This window comes from Bradyrhizobium guangzhouense (assembly GCF_004114955.1).
In the GTDB taxonomy this organism is placed as follows: Bacteria; Pseudomonadota; Alphaproteobacteria; order Rhizobiales; family Xanthobacteraceae; genus Bradyrhizobium; species Bradyrhizobium guangzhouense.
Genome location: NZ_CP030053.1, coordinates 3,740,541 through 3,754,928 on the forward strand (window position 1 = coordinate 3,740,541; position 14,388 = coordinate 3,754,928).

11 protein-coding genes are annotated in these 14,388 nt (G+C 63.0%); 8 read left to right on the forward strand and 3 right to left on the reverse strand.

All coding sequences use genetic code 11. From position 1 onward, the window contains the following. Nucleotides 1-53: 53 nt before the first annotated feature. The 7 genes from XH91_RS18095 to XH91_RS18125 all read left to right on the forward strand — a co-directional run bounded on the left by XH91_RS18095 (nt 54) and on the right by XH91_RS18125 (nt 9,297). The gene (locus tag XH91_RS18095) at nt 54-1,316 is read left to right on the forward strand and encodes a D-alanyl-D-alanine carboxypeptidase family protein (protein ID WP_128951821.1); all 1,263 of its coding nucleotides are present in this window, start codon (nt 54-56) and stop codon (nt 1,314-1,316) included. A gap of 2 nt (nt 1,317-1,318) precedes the next feature. Further along, nucleotides 1,319-2,005 carry a dTMP kinase gene (gene tmk / locus XH91_RS18100; RefSeq protein ID WP_128951822.1) on the forward strand — a complete coding sequence of 229 codons (687 nt, stop codon included), beginning with the start codon at nt 1,319-1,321 and terminating at the stop codon, nt 2,003-2,005. Further along, a complete protein-coding gene (locus XH91_RS18105) occupies nt 2,002-3,048 on the forward strand; it encodes a DNA polymerase III subunit delta' (protein ID WP_128951823.1) in 1,047 nt (348 codons plus the stop codon). The genes tmk and XH91_RS18105 overlap by 4 nt, the downstream gene beginning before the upstream one ends. A gap of 108 nt (nt 3,049-3,156) precedes the next feature. Further along, nucleotides 3,157-5,076 (forward strand): methionine--tRNA ligase, encoded by a 1,920-nt coding sequence (metG, locus tag XH91_RS18110; RefSeq protein WP_128951824.1) that lies wholly within the window; start codon nt 3,157-3,159, stop codon nt 5,074-5,076. Between the two features lie 419 nt (nt 5,077-5,495). Continuing rightward, nucleotides 5,496-7,553 (forward strand): hybrid sensor histidine kinase/response regulator, encoded by a 2,058-nt coding sequence (locus tag XH91_RS18115; RefSeq protein ID WP_128951825.1) that lies wholly within the window; start codon nt 5,496-5,498, stop codon nt 7,551-7,553. 156 nt (nt 7,554-7,709) lie between these two features. Beyond that, on the forward strand, nt 7,710-8,486 hold the full coding sequence (locus tag XH91_RS18120) for a TatD family hydrolase (protein WP_128951826.1): 777 nt from the start codon (nt 7,710-7,712) through the stop codon (nt 8,484-8,486). Nucleotides 8,487-8,499: 13 nt separating this feature from the next. Beyond that, nucleotides 8,500-9,297, forward strand: coding sequence for an MBL fold metallo-hydrolase (locus XH91_RS18125; RefSeq protein WP_128951827.1), 798 nt, complete (start codon nt 8,500-8,502; stop codon nt 9,295-9,297). Nucleotides 9,298-9,321: 24 nt separating this feature from the next. Here XH91_RS18125 and XH91_RS18130 read toward each other — a convergent pair whose 3' ends face one another. The 3 genes from XH91_RS18130 to XH91_RS18140 are packed head-to-tail and all read right to left on the reverse strand — an operon-like array spanning nt 9,322 to nt 13,944. After that, nucleotides 9,322-10,983 (reverse strand): acyl-CoA synthetase, encoded by a 1,662-nt coding sequence (locus XH91_RS18130; protein WP_164933964.1) that lies wholly within the window; start codon nt 10,981-10,983, stop codon nt 9,322-9,324. A gap of 24 nt (nt 10,984-11,007) precedes the next feature. Continuing rightward, nucleotides 11,008-12,897, reverse strand: coding sequence for a TRAP transporter large permease (locus tag XH91_RS18135; protein WP_128951829.1), 1,890 nt, complete (start codon nt 12,895-12,897; stop codon nt 11,008-11,010). A 15-nt stretch (nt 12,898-12,912) separates the two neighbouring features. After that, nucleotides 12,913-13,944, reverse strand: coding sequence for a TRAP transporter substrate-binding protein (locus XH91_RS18140; RefSeq protein WP_128951830.1), 1,032 nt, complete (start codon nt 13,942-13,944; stop codon nt 12,913-12,915). A 95-nt stretch (nt 13,945-14,039) separates the two neighbouring features. Here XH91_RS18140 and XH91_RS38885 point away from each other — a divergent pair, with 95 nt between their 5' ends. Then, nucleotides 14,040-14,216, forward strand: coding sequence for a hypothetical protein (locus XH91_RS38885; protein WP_164933963.1), 177 nt, complete (start codon nt 14,040-14,042; stop codon nt 14,214-14,216). The last annotated feature ends 172 nt before the right edge of the window (nt 14,217-14,388 follow it).

A 14,388-nucleotide genomic window follows, 5' to 3' on the forward strand; every position in this document is an offset into this window, starting at 1 on the left:
CATGTTGTTCGCACCGGTTCCGTTTGTTAGAACGCCGCTCTCAGGGCTTCGCCATGGCATTTGGTCTGATCTTGCTCCGCCATCCCCGGTTCACAGCCGGAGCGCTGGTGCGCGGGCTGGTCGCGGCGGCGCTTGCGGTGAGCCTCGGCTGGGGCGGGGTGCTCTATGCCGCCAACCAGAGCGTCCAGGGCGCCAAGAAGACTGAAGATGCCGGCTTCGACGGCGATGCACCTACGGCGATCCTAGTCGAGGCCTCCAGCGGCAGCGTGCTGTTCGAGAAGAACGCCGACGAGCTGCGTGCGCCCTCCAGCATGATGAAGCTCATGACCGCGGAGGTCGTGTTCAACGCGATCAAGAAGGGCGACGTCAAGCTGACCGACGAATACCGGATCAGCGAGAACGCCTGGCGCAAGGGCGGGGCACCCTCCGGCACCTCGACCATGTTCGCGGCCATCAACAGCAAGGTCTCGGTCGATGACCTGCTGCACGGCGCGATCATCCAGAGCGGCAACGACGCCTGCATTGCGCTTGCCGAGGGCATCGCCGGCAACGAGAAGATCTTTGCCTCCGACTTCATGACCAAGCGCGCCCGCGAGCTCGGTATGACGAAGTCGACCTTCGCCAATTCCAACGGCTTGCCTGACCCCGGCAACAAGATGACGGTGCGCGAACTCGGCATGCTCGCGCGGCACATCATCCTGGACTTTCCGGAGTTCTACAAACTGTTCGGCGAGAAGGAGTTCACCTGGAACAAGATCCGCCAGCCCAACCGCAATCCCCTGCTCAATTCGATGGAAGGCGCCGACGGCCTCAAGACCGGTTACACCAAGGAAGGCGGCTATGGCATGGTCGGCTCGGCGGTGCAGAACGGCACGCGGCTGATCGTGGTCGTCAATGGGCTTGAAGATGTCGAGGATCGCGCCACCGAAGCCAAGAAGATGCTGGAATGGGGCTTTCGCAATTTCGAGACCCGCACGTTGATCGCGGCCAACCAGCCCGTCGGCTACGCCAAAGTATTTGGCGGCGATAGCCGCTCGGTGAAGCTGGTTGCGAAAGAGCCGGTGAAGGTGATGGTGCACAAGAGCGGCGGCGACAAGCTGATCGCGCGCATCGTCTATAGTGGTCCCGTGCGCGCGCCTGTTCAGGAAGGTCAACAGGTCGGCGTGGTCAAGGTCTGGCGCGGCGGCAATATCGCTGTGGAAACGCCGGTCTACGCCGCGGAATCGATCGGCACCGGCTCGACCATACGGCGCGCGATCGACGGCGCCAGCGAGCTCGTGATCGGCATGTTCCGCGCGGGCGCCGAGAAGCTCTGATCATGAGTGAGAGCACGGGACAGCGGCCGTCCGGACGCGGACGCTTCATCACCTTTGAAGGCGGCGAGGGGACCGGCAAGTCGACCCAGATCAAAAAGCTCGCCGAACGTCTCAACGCGACCAGACTGCGGATTTTGGTCACACGCGAGCCGGGTGGCTCGCCGGGCGCCGAGATTATGCGCCATTTGGTGCTGTCGGGGATGGGCAAGCTGCTCGGGCCCGAAGCCGAGACGCTGCTATTTGCCGCCGCGCGCGACGACCATGTCCGCACCGTGATCGAGCCCGCGCTCAAACAAGGCGTTTGGGTGCTGTGCGACCGCTTCGCCGACTCGACGCGAGCCTATCAGGGCAGCCTCGGCAGCGTGCCTGCCGGACTCATCAACGCGATGCAGCGGGTCACCATCGGCGATCTCAAGCCTGATCTCACCATGATCCTCGATCTGCCGGTCGAGATTGGGTTGGCGCGTGCGGCGGCGCGGCGCGGCAGCGGCACGCCTGACAGGTTCGAGGGCGAGAAGCTCGCCTTCCACCAGGGTCTGCGCGAGGCCTATCGCAAAATCGGCGCGGACGATCCCGCGCGCTGCGTCCTGATCGACGCGAATTCCGACCCTGATACGGTCGCCGGCCGCGTCTGGACCGCATTGCGCGATCGCCTCCTGCCGACGCCTGCTTCGGTGATCTCGGCATGAGCCCGCGTCAAGCCGAGCGCGAGAGCGCGATCCCGCATCCCCGGGAGACCAGCCTTTTGTTCGGCCATCGCGAGGCCGAGGCGGCGTTGCTGACCGCCTATCGCAGCGGACGCATCCCGCATGCGTGGCTGATTGGCGGGCCGCAGGGGATCGGCAAGGCAACGCTGGCCTATCGCATGGCGCGCTTCGTGCTCGCCCACGGCCAGCCGCTGGCGACGGCCGTGCAGGCGGCCGAAGACCTCGCCATTAATCCTGATGACGCCGTGGCGCGACAGGTCGCAGCCGGCTCGCATGGCGGACTGCTGACGCTCGAGCGCACCGCCAACGACCGCGGCGTGATGCGCACCGTCATCACGGTCGACGAGACCCGCGAGACCATCGCGTTCTTCGGCTCGACGGCTGCAGCGGAGGGCTGGCGCGTCTGCATCGTCGACACCGTCGACGAGCTCAATCCGAATGCGGCGAACGCGCTGCTCAAGATCCTCGAGGAGCCGCCGCAGCGATCGCTGTTCCTGTTGGTGAGCCACGCACCGGCGCGCGTGCTCGCCACCATCCAGTCACGTTGTCGCAAGCTGCGTTTGCGAGCACTGTCGACCGACGAGGTCATTGGCGCAGCGGCTGCAGCCGCCGACGTCGCGCCGACCGATTTGGCGCTGCGCGAGGCAGCGGAGGCCTCGGAGGGCAGCGTCTCGCGCGCGCTGACGCTACTCGGTGGCGATGCGCTGAAGCTCCAGCAGCGCACGGCGGCGCTCCTGGCGCGATTGCCCGAGGTCGATCCGCGTGATCTGCACACGCTCGGTGAATCCCTCGGCACCAGCGACCGCGTGGCGCTTGCCGCCTTCGTCGACGGCATCGATCGCTGGATCGCGGACCGCCTGCATGCCGACGAAGCCAATGCCAACCAGAACCTGCCGCGCCTTGCGCGCTTGAGCGAGGTATGGGAAAAGATCGTCCGCGCCGCGCGCGACACCGAAACCTACAATCTGGAGCGAAAGCCCTTGGTTTTCTCGGTGTTCGGCTGGCTGGCGGACGCAACGCGCTAGAGCATGATCCGGAAAAATGTGTAGCGGTTTTCCGAGAGGATCATGCTCAGAATAACAACCTAAGCAGGTTCGTTTCCAAATTTCGAGAAGCCGGTAAAGGAATTTGTCGTGGCAACACGAGCTAAGAAAGCCGCCAAGGGCAAGCGCAGCAAGAAGGCTGCAAAGAAGGTCGCCAAGAAGGCCGTGAAGGCGCTGGCGCGTAAGGCTGCCAAGAAGGTCAAGAAGACCAAGAAGGCTGTCGCCAAGAAGGGCGTGAAGAAGAGCGCTGCGAAGACGGTAAAGAAGGCCAGCAAGAAGGCGGCGAAGAAGCCAGCCAAGGCTCCTGCAAAGAACGCGGTCAAGAAGGCGAAGAAGGCTGAGGCCACCGTGATCGCCGCGCCGGCTCCTGTCGTCGCGCCGCCAAAGGCCGTCAAGCCCAAACCGTCAAAACCCAGAGCGCCGAAGCCGGTGGCCGCGCCGAAAACGGATGTGCCCGCGGCCGCACGTGGCGACAATGTCTTCTACATCTCGACCGCCATCGCCTATCCCAACGGCAGCCCGCATATCGGTCACGCCTATGAGGCGATCTCGGCCGACGTGCTGGCGCGCTTCGCCCGGCTCGACGGCAAGGACGTGTTCTTTCTGACGGGCACGGACGAGCACGGCCAGAAGATGGTTCAGACCGCGCAGAACGAGGGCCTGTCGCCGTCGGCGCTCGCGACCCGCAATGCCAACCGCTTCAAGGAGATGGACCAGCGCCTGAACGTCTCGTTCGATCGCTTCATTCGCACCACCGAAGAGCAGCATCATCGCTCGAGCCAGGAGATCTGGCGGCGCATGGAAGCGAATGGCGACATCTACGCCGACACTTATTCGGGCTGGTATTCGGTGCGTGATGAGGCCTATTACGCCGAAGACGAGACACGTCTGAACGATGATGGCGTCCGCCTCGGTCCGCAGGGCACGCCGGTCGAATGGGTCGAGGAGAAGAGCTATTTCTTCCGCCTGTCGACCTACCAGGACAAGCTGCTGAAGCTCTACGCAGACCATCCCGAATTTATCGGCCCGGACTCGCGCAAGAACGAGGTGGTGAGCTTCGTGAGAGGCGGCCTGCGCGATCTCTCGATCTCGCGCACCACCTTCGATTGGGGTGTAAAAGTGCCCAGCGACGATGAGCATGTGATGTATGTCTGGGTCGACGCGCTGACCAACTACATCACCGGCGTCGGCTTCCCCGACGAAAGCGACAAGAACTGGCGCTACTGGCCGGCCGACGTGCATATCATCGGCAAGGACATCATCCGCTTCCACGCCGTGTACTGGCCGGCATTCCTGATGTCGGCGGGCCTTGCGCTGCCAAAACGGGTCTATGCCCACGGTTTCCTGTTCAACAGGGGTGAGAAGATGTCGAAGTCGGTCGGCAACGTCGTCGACCCCTTCAATCTCGCCGACCAGTACGGCGTCGACCAGATGCGCTATTTCTTCCTGCGTGAGGTCTCCTACGGCCAGGACGGCAACTACAACCATGAAGCCATCGTCGCGCGCATCAATGCCGATCTCGCCAACGATCTCGGCAACCTCGCGCAGCGCTCGCTGTCGATGATCGCCAAGCAGCTGGGCGGCGTGCTGCCGGAGCCCGGCGCGTTCAGCGACAACGACAAAGCGATCCTGGCGATGGCCGACGCCATGATTGGCGCGTCGCGCGAAGCCATGGCGACGCAGCAGATCCATCAATGGCTCAATGCCGTGTGGGCGGTGGTCGCGGAAGCCAATCGCTATTTCGCGGGAGAGGCGCCATGGGCGCTCGCCAAGACCGATCCTGTCCGGCAGAAGACGGTGCTCTATGTCACCGCCGAAGTCGTGCGCCAGATCGCGATCCTGGCCCAGCCGGCGATGCCGACCGCATCAGGGCTGCTGCTCGATAGCCTCGGCATCCCGGCAGCTGAGCGCAATTTCGCGATGCTCGGCGGCGAGAAGCGGATCGCACCTGGCGCGGCGCTGCCAGCGCCGACGCCGGCGTTCCCGCGCTACGTCGAGCCGGCGGCCTAACTTTCAATCTCGTGGTGATGCGATTCGGAAACCGGATCGCGTCACCGCGCAGCGGTTGCGGGGTACCAAGACCTGCCAACCATCGCCGATGGCCGAAACCGGTATCGAGATAGGCAGCGTCGCCATGCGAGCGGTGTCAGGCGCGAGATACGATTCGCGTCATTGATCCAGATCATTGCAAACGAAACGCAGGTCTCTGCTTCTCATACGGGACGAAGTGGCAGGACGACGCTGCTTCGCGTTCGATGGGTGAGGCATCCATCGCGGCGGTGACGCAACGCGTGCCGATGAGAGATCCGTGCTTTCGTGGCCCCAGTGGGTGCAACCGCGCAGGGACGCAACGTGCCAAGGGAGACGGTCAGCTCGATGTTACGTCGTTCGCCTGGAAGTGGCCTCGAGAGCCGCATGGTAGGTGAGATTTGAGTCATCCGGGTACCGGAGACGATGACGAGGCTTCCGAAAAACTGAAAACCTCGTTGTGGTCCAAACTACAGCAGCGATTGCGCGCCCTCAAACTTGGCAAGGCTGGCGCGCATCGGGCGAAGGCGGCAGCCGATTTGCACGCGAGCGAAGTGAGATTCAGAGGCGTCCTCGCCGCGAGCCCGGACGCGGTGCTGATGGTCAACAACGCCGGTGTGATCGAGTTCGCGAGCGACCGCGTCTTTGACATTTTCGGGTATGCCCCTGAAGAACTCGTGGACAAGCCCGTCAGCATACTGATTCCGGAGCGATTCCGCGGCGGACATTTGCCGCATTTGAACGCCTATTTTACGCACCCGAAGACCCGGATGATGGGCGGCGGTCTGTTGTTATCGGGACGCCGCAAGGACGCGACGGAATTCCCAGCCGAGATCAGTCTTAGTCCAATTGCAATGGCGGGTCGATCCGCCGCGATCGCCGCGGTGAGGGACGTTTCGGAGCGCAGGGCCCTCGAAGCTCTCCAGCAAAAGGCGGCAGAAGCCTTGCGGGAGAGCGAAGAACGCCTGAGATATTTCATCAAGTACGCCCCCGCTGCGATTGCGATACTCGATAAAGAGCTGCGCTATCTCGTCTACAGCGACCGGTGGCTTGCGGACTATGGCCTTGGCGGCCAGGATCTGCGCGGGCTGTCTCATTATGAGGTGTTTCCGGAAATCCCCGAGCGCTGGCGTCAAATTCATCGCCGTGCACTCGAGGGCGAGACGCTTCATGCCGACGAGGATTCCTTCACGCGACACGACGGACGTGTGCAATGGCTACGTTGGGAGGTGCGACCCTGGTTTGATACTCTTGGTCGCATCGGCGGTGTTGCCTTCTTGACCGAGGACATCACGGATCGCAAGCGGATGGAGTCTCAGCTGCTGCAGGCGCAGAAGATGCAAGCAATCGGCCAGCTGACCGGCGGCGTCGCCCACGACTTCAATAATCTATTGACTGTCATTCTCGGCAATGCAGAGGTCTTGCTCGACGAGCTGAATAGTCACGATGCGCATCGCAAGCTCGTCGAGCCAATCGTTGCGGCCGCCGAACGCGGCGCAAGTCTGACGCAGCTAATGCTTGCCTTCGCCCGCCGCCAGGCGCTGGAGCCGAGCACTTTTGATCTGAATGAGGTCGTGACGCGCATGAACTCGCTGCTACGGCGCACCATTGGCGAGAACGTCGAAGTCGATCTTCGTTTGACGAAGTCGTTATGGACGGTAACCGCCGATATTCGTCAAATGGAGACTGCAATCCTCAACGTCATTCTGAATGCGCGCGATGCTATGCCGCAGGGAGGCAAGCTGACGATCGAGACCAGTAATGTCGAACTGTCGGACGACTATGCCGCGCACAGGGTGGAGGTCGATCCTGGCCAATATGTCATGCTGGCTTTGTCCGATACGGGGAGCGGAATAGCACCAGGAGTCATCGACCGCATTTTCGAACCGTTTTTCACGACCAAGCCGGTCGGCAAGGGGACGGGACTTGGGCTCAGCATGGTGCACGGCTTCGTCAAGCAGACGGGCGGACACATCCAGATTTACAGCGAGGTCGGACACGGCACCTGCGTGAAGATCTTTTTGCCGCGCGCCAAGGCCGATGCGACGACGGCTGTTCAACCAGCCCGTGCTCCTGCGACGCTTGCGACGGGCGCTGAATCGATCCTCGTGGTGGAGGACGATCCTCATGTGCGGATGTTCGCGGTCCAGCAATTGCGCCGCTTGGGTTATACGGTGACCGAGGCCAGCGACGGGCCGTCCGCGCTGCAGCAGGTGACGCGTTCCGGTGCCCCCGATCTCTTGTTCACAGACGTTGTCATGCCTGGCGGCATGACTGGAAGGCAACTCGCCGAGCGGGTGGGGCAGATGGCCCCCGGCACCAAGATACTGTACACGTCGGGCTACACCGAGAACGCGATTGTCCATCATGGCAGGCTCGATCCAGGGGTCCATCTGCTGCAAAAGCCCTACAGGGGCGACAAGCTCGCGCGCAAGGTGCGCGAAGTGCTGGACCTCTGATCGCACAGCGACACTTGGTCGTCGCGGCTGAATCGTGCTCCGGAACCAGCCATATGAGCGGTTATCGGTCCCGTTGACGTCCTCTCACGCTTCCCCTACCTGTGAAAGGCTGGTACCGGCCGGCCTCAGGATGGATTTGGAAAGCGATACTCGGAGATGCTGGTCGACAGTCACTGCCATCTGGATTTCCCGGACTTTACGGAGGATCTCGACGGGATAGTGTCGCGTGCCCGCGCGGCCGGGATCGGCCGCATGGTCACGATCTCGACGCGGGTGCGAAAGCTCGGTCAGCTTCTCGCCATCGCCGAGCGTTATGATGACGTCTATTGTTCGGTTGGCACCCATCCGCACAACGCGGATGAGGAAGACGGCATCTCGCCTGACCAGTTGATCGCGCTGACGCTGCACCCCAAGGTGGTTGCGCTGGGCGAAGCTGGGCTCGACTATTTCTACGACGACGGCTCGCCGGAGGCGCAGGCGAGGGGCTTTCGTGCCCATATCGCAGCCGCGCGGGCCACCGGCCTGCCGCTGGTGATCCACACCCGCGAGGCGGACGAAGACTGCGTGCGCATCCTGGAGGAGGAAGCGGCAAAGGGATCGTTTCGCGCCGTGCTGCATTGTTACACCGGCGGGCGCGAGCTGGCGCTGAGGGCGGTGTCGCTCGGGCTTTATATCGGCTTTACGGGTATCCTGACGTTTAAGAAGTCGGACGCTCTGCGCGCGCTCGCCGCCGAGCTGCCGTCCGACCGCATTCTGGTTGAAACAGACTCGCCCTACCTTGCTCCGGGCAAGTTCCGGGGCAAGCGCAATGAGCCGGCCTATGTGATCGAGGTCGCCAAGGTGCTCGCTGAAACGCGCGGCGTGTCTCTCGAGGAGATTTCGCGCCAGACCAGCGAAAACTTCTTCCGCCTGTTCTCCAAGGTGAAAGCTTGAGGTTGCAATCCGCATGACGCTGACACTGACGATCCTGGGCTGCGGCTCCTCCGCCGGTGTGCCGCGTCCCGCTCTCGGTTGGGGCGCATGTGATCCCACCAATTCAAAGAACCGCCGCCGCCGCTGCTCGCTGCTGGTCGAAAAGACATCCCACCGCGGCACCACGCGCATCGTGATCGATACTTCGCCGGACCTGCGAGAGCAGTTGATCTCGACCGATGTCGACCACATCGACGCGGTGTTCCTGACGCATGAACATGCCGATCAGACCCACGGCATGGACGATCTGCGTCCGGTCGTGATGCACATGCGCAAGCGCATTCCCGTTTATTTCAACCAGTCGACCGCGAAAGACATCATGGCGCGGTTCTCCTATTGCTTCATCGCGCCGGAGGGCAGCGACTACCCGCCGATCCTCGTCAGGCATTCGATCGAGGCCGGCGGCAGCCAGGTCATCAGCGGCAAGGGCGGCGACGTGACCATGAGTGCCTTCCTGGTCCAGCACGGCAATATTCCTGCGCTTGGCTATCGCATCGGCAATGCAGCCTACACGCCTGATCTCAACGATATTCCGCGCGAGAGTTTTGGCGCGTTGGAGAACCTCGACCTCTGGATCGTCGACGGCCTGCGCTACACCCAGCATGTCAGCCATTTCAGCATCAGCGATGCCTTGTCGTGGATCGAGCGCTTCAAGCCGAAGCGCGCCGTCATCACCAACATGACGGCGGACGTCGATTATGAGGCGATCCGGCAGAAACTACCCGCAGGCGTGGTGCCGGCCTATGACGGTTTGAGGCTGGAGACGCATTAATTAGTTTAGCAGTAGCGCCCCTCGCTAGGTCGAGATCGCTTTCGCCGATCCAACTTCGTTGCGCAGCAGGAATTTCTGGATCTTGCCCGTCGACGTTTTCGGGATCGATCCGAACACCACGGCCTTCGGTGTCTTGAAGCCGCTCATATGTGTGCGGCAGAAGGCGATGATGTCGGCCTCGCTCGCGCTCGCGCCGTCCTTGAGCTCGACGAAGGCACAGGGTACTTCGCCCCATTTCGGATCGGGTTTTGCGACCACGGCCGCGAACAGCACGGCCGGGTGCTTGTAGAGGATGTCCTCGACCTCGACGGAGGAGATGTTCTCGCCGCCCGAAATGATGATGTCCTTGGAGCGGTCCTTGATGGTGACGTAGCCGTGCTCATCGAGCACACCAAGATCGCCGGTGTGAAACCAGCCGCCCTCGAAAGATTCCTTGGTCGCCTTCTCGTTCTTGAGATAGCCCTTCATCACGATGTTGCCGCGGAACATGACCTCGCCGATGGTCTCGCCGTCGCGCGGCACCTCTTGCATGGTCTGCGGATTGATGACGGTGACGCCTTCCTCGAGCGGGTAGGGCACGCCCTGCCGACGCTTCATCTTGGCGCGCTCGGCAGGCGGAAGCTCGTCCCAGCCGGGCTGCTCGGCGCAGACGGAGGCGGGGCCGTACACCTCGGTCAGGCCGTAGACATGCGTGAGCTTGATGCCGATGTTTTCGGCGCCTTCAAGCACTGCAACCGGCGGGGCTGCGCCGGCGATCAGGCCGACGACGCGGCGGGCCGCGTTGCCGGTTGACGTTACTTTGGGCGCATCGGGCGCGTTGATCAGCGTGTTGTACACAATTGGCGCGCCGCACATGTGGGTGACGCCGTGCAGCCTGATCAGCTCGAAGATTTTGGTCGGCTCGACCTTGCGTAGGCAGACATTGATGCCGGCGGCCGCCGCAAGCGTCCAGGGGAAGCACCAGCCGTTGCAATGGAACATCGGCAGGGTCCAGAGGTACACTGGATGCTGGCCGAGATTGCCGGCGAGAATGTTGCTGACAGCGTTCAGATACGCGCCGCGATGATGGGTGACGACGCCCTTGGGATTGCCCGTGGTGCCCGAGGTGTAGCTCAGCGCGATCGCGTCCCATTCGTCGCTTGGAAGGATCGCCGTGAAATTCGCGTCGCCCTGAGCGAGGGCGGATTCATATTCGATCTCACCGATGCGCTTGCCGCCTTTGAAGGCGGCATCGTCGACGTCGATCACGAACGGCTTCGGCCCGGTCATCTGCGCCAGCGCATCGATGATCACGCCCGAAAATTCAGGATCGACCAGAATGATCTTGGCGCCACCATGGTCAAGCTGAAATGCGATCGAGGGCGCGTCGAGGCGGATGTTGAGCGCATTGAGCACCGCGCCGGTCATGGGAACCGCGAAATGGGCCTCGTTCATCGCCGGGATGTTCGGCAGCATGGCAGCGACCGTATCGCCGACGCCGATGCCCTTGCCGGCGAGATAGGAGGCAAATCGCTTGCAGCGCTCGTGCGTCTGGCGCCACGTGAAGCTGCGGCCCTCATAGACCGTGCTGACGTGATCCGGATACACCGCGGCGCTGCGCGCGAGGAAGCTCAGCGGCGACAGCGGCACGTAATTGGCGGGGGTCTTGTCGAGACCGATATTGTACTGGTTCTGCAGATCACTCATCGACACCCTCCTTGGCGCCGCGCGTTACAGGAATCCGATCGAGATCCAGGGAAAGACTGCGACGACGATCAATCCGGCCAGAAGCGCCAGCAGATAACCCCAGATCGGCCTGATGCCCTCGGCCGGCTCGACGCGTCCGATGGCGCAGGCGGCATAATAACCGACGCCGAAGGGCGGCGCGAATAGCCCGATACCCATCGCCAGAATGATGATCATGGCGTAGTGCACCTCGTGCACGCCGACGGCGTGGGCGATCGGAAACAGCAACGGCCCGAACAGCACGATCGCGGGAATCCCCTCCAGAACGCTGCCGAGGATGGTGAAGGCCAGGATCGACACGGCGATGAAGGTCGCAGCTCCCCCAGGCAAGCCGGTCATGGCGGAGGCCAGCGAGCGCGAAAAGCCCGATTGCGTCAGGCCCCAGGCCATGCCGGTGGCCGTACCGATGATCAGCAGGATCGCACCCGACAGCGCCGCCGTCTCGACCAGCATCGGAAACAGCCGCTGCCAGTCGAAGCGGCGATAGACGACCAGGCCGACGAGGGCGCCATAGACGATGCCGATGGTGGAGACTTCGGTGGCGGTCGCAATGCCTTCGACCACGGCGTAGCGGATCACGAAGGGCAGCGCGAGCGCGGGCAGGGCGATGACGAAGGTCTTGCCGATCTCGGACGCGGTGGCGCGGCGGACATGGCTCATGTCCTCATGGCGATAGCGCCACCACACCAGCGTGCAGAGCGTGAGTGCGAGCACGACGCCGGGCAGCAGGCCGCCAGTGAAGAGGGCGGCGATCGACACGCCGGTGACCGAGCCGATCGTGATCAGCACCAGGCTCGGCGGAATGGTTTCGGTCTGGGCACCCGTGGCCGCGAGCAGTGCGACGAGATCGCCGGGCTTGGCGCCGCGCTGCTTCATCTCGGGGAACAGAACGGGCGCGACCGCAGCCATGTCGGCGGCCTTGGCGCCTGATATGCCGGAGACAAGGTACATGGCGCCCACCAGCACATAGTGCAGGCCGCCGCGGACATGGCCGAGCAGGCTCGCCAGGAACGCCACCATGGCCCGGGCCATGCCGGTCATCTCGATCAGAAGCCCCAGAAACACGAAGAGCGGCACCGACAGCAGGATGAGATGGCTCATGCCTTCGTCCATCCGTCCGACCAGGACCATGACCGGCGTGTGCGTGGTCAGTGCCAGATAGCCGAAGATCGCAAGGCCGAAGCCGAACGCAATGGGAACGCCAGCGAAGACGCAAAAGCCAGCGACTCCGACGAAGAAGATGAGGAGGTTGAGATTTCCGAGCGGCCGCAGGTAAGGCTGCGCCAGCCAGAACAGCCCGACCACGGCAGCGACCGACAACGCGGCCGTCAGCACCTTCAGGTAGTCGGCCGCACGCACGAGACGCAGCAGCGCGAATGCCGCCATCAGGCAAAGCCCGACCGGCAGCGCGACGGCGCGCCACATGTTCGAGATCTGGAGCGCCGGCGTGGTGATGAAGCTCTCTTCGTACGCGTAGTCGTAGGCCGGCCAGACGATCATCGCGAGGAATGCCAGCGCGGCACAGACCGCCACCAGATCGAGCCAGGCCCGCATCGCAGGCCCGGCGCTGCCGACGATCGCGGTCATACGCATGTGCTCGGAGCGGCGGAACGCCACCGCCGCGCCCAGCATCGCCAGCCACAGGAACAGGATCGAGGCAAGCTCGTCCGACCAGATCAGCGGCCGGTGCAGGCCGTAGCGTGCGACCACGCCGGCGAACAGGATCACGATCTCGGCGGCGACCAGGATCGCGGCGGGGATATCGACGGCGAGGCCGAGAAGGCGCTCCAGCGAGGCCAGCCGTGAGCGTCGGCGAGGGGACTGGACAGCCGCCTCGCCCGCCATTTCGGTCACCTGAACCCCGACCCGAGCCATGACGGCCCCAACGCGTTACGACAGCTTGCCGACGGCCTTTTCCAGCAGCTCCCAGGCCTGCTCGCCGTATTTGCCCTTCCATTCGGCATAGAAGCCGGCGGAGCGCAGCTTGTCGCGGAATGGCGCGATCGCCGGCTGGTTGAAGGTCAGGCCCTTGCCCGCGAGCTCCTGCTGGAGATTTGAGTTCAGCTTGGCGGTATCCTCGCGCTCCTTGACGGCGGCGGCGTTGATGTTCTTGGCGACGATGGCCTTGATGTCGTCGGGCAGCGCAGCCCAGGCTCTGCGGTTGGCCAGGAACCAGAAGCCGTCCCACATGTGGTTGGTCAGCGAGCAGTATTTCTGGACTTCGTACAGCTTCGCCGTCGAGATGATCGCCAGCGGGTTCTCCTGGCCCTCGACGATCTTGGTCTGGAGCGCGGAATAGACCTCGGCGAAATTGATCGAGGCGGGCGCGGCGTCGAACGCCTTGAACATCGAGGTCCACAGCGGCGACACCGGCACGCGGATCTTGAAACCCTTGAAATCATCAGGGCCGTTGATCGGCTTGGTCGACGACGTGGTCTGGCGGAAGCCGTTGTCCCAGATCTTGTCCATCACCTCGAGGCCGGCCTTCTTGATCTCGCCGCGGACATAGGCGCCGAGGTCGCCGTCCATGGCCTTCCAGACCGTGTCGTAGTCCGGGAACGCGAAGCCGATGCCGTTGATGGACGTAGCCGGCACCAGGGTCGACAGGATCAGGCCGGACAGCGTGAAGAACTCGACGCCGCCCGAGCGGATCTGGCTGAGCATGTCGGTGTCGGAACCGAGCTGGTTGTTCGGGAAGATCTGGAGGTCGAACTTGCCATTGGTCTCGCTCTTGATCGCCGCGGCCATCTCCTTGGCGCGGGCGTTCATCGGGTGCGAGTCAGGCAGGTTGTTGGCGTATTTGTAGGTGAACTGCGCGGCCTGGGCCCGGGCCACATAGGGCGCGCTGACGCCGCCGAAAACGGCGGTCGCGGCAGAGGCCTTGAGAAGCGTGCGGCGGGAAAAACGCGTTGAAAGGACCATGGGTCTGCTTCCTCAAAAGTTTGTTCTTGTTGTGAGACGCAAACCTATACGGACGTCAGGTCGGCAGTCATCTGCGATCTCGCGGAGTTCGCTTATTGCAGCCGGACAAGGTCGCGGCAATATCGGCTTTCGGTGTGGCCGGCCGCGATGGAAAACGCGAAAACAACCCCATGCACAGTAGACGTCTGGTCGGGAAGCGATCGGCGATCGCCGGGCCCGAAATTGATGCCGGAGCCAAGGTGGCGTGGCAGCAATCCGGCCTAAATAACTGATCTAATTCGACATAAATATATTCCATAATATACCTTATGCGAATTACGGATATGGCTGGATGGACCTGGGCCAAGGTCCTGGAGCCCTCGCCAAACGGCACTCCTCCGCTGGGCGGACAAACGTGCCTTGTGTTTGTGGAGTGCCGTCGAAGTGATTCCAAAAGCGGAAGGC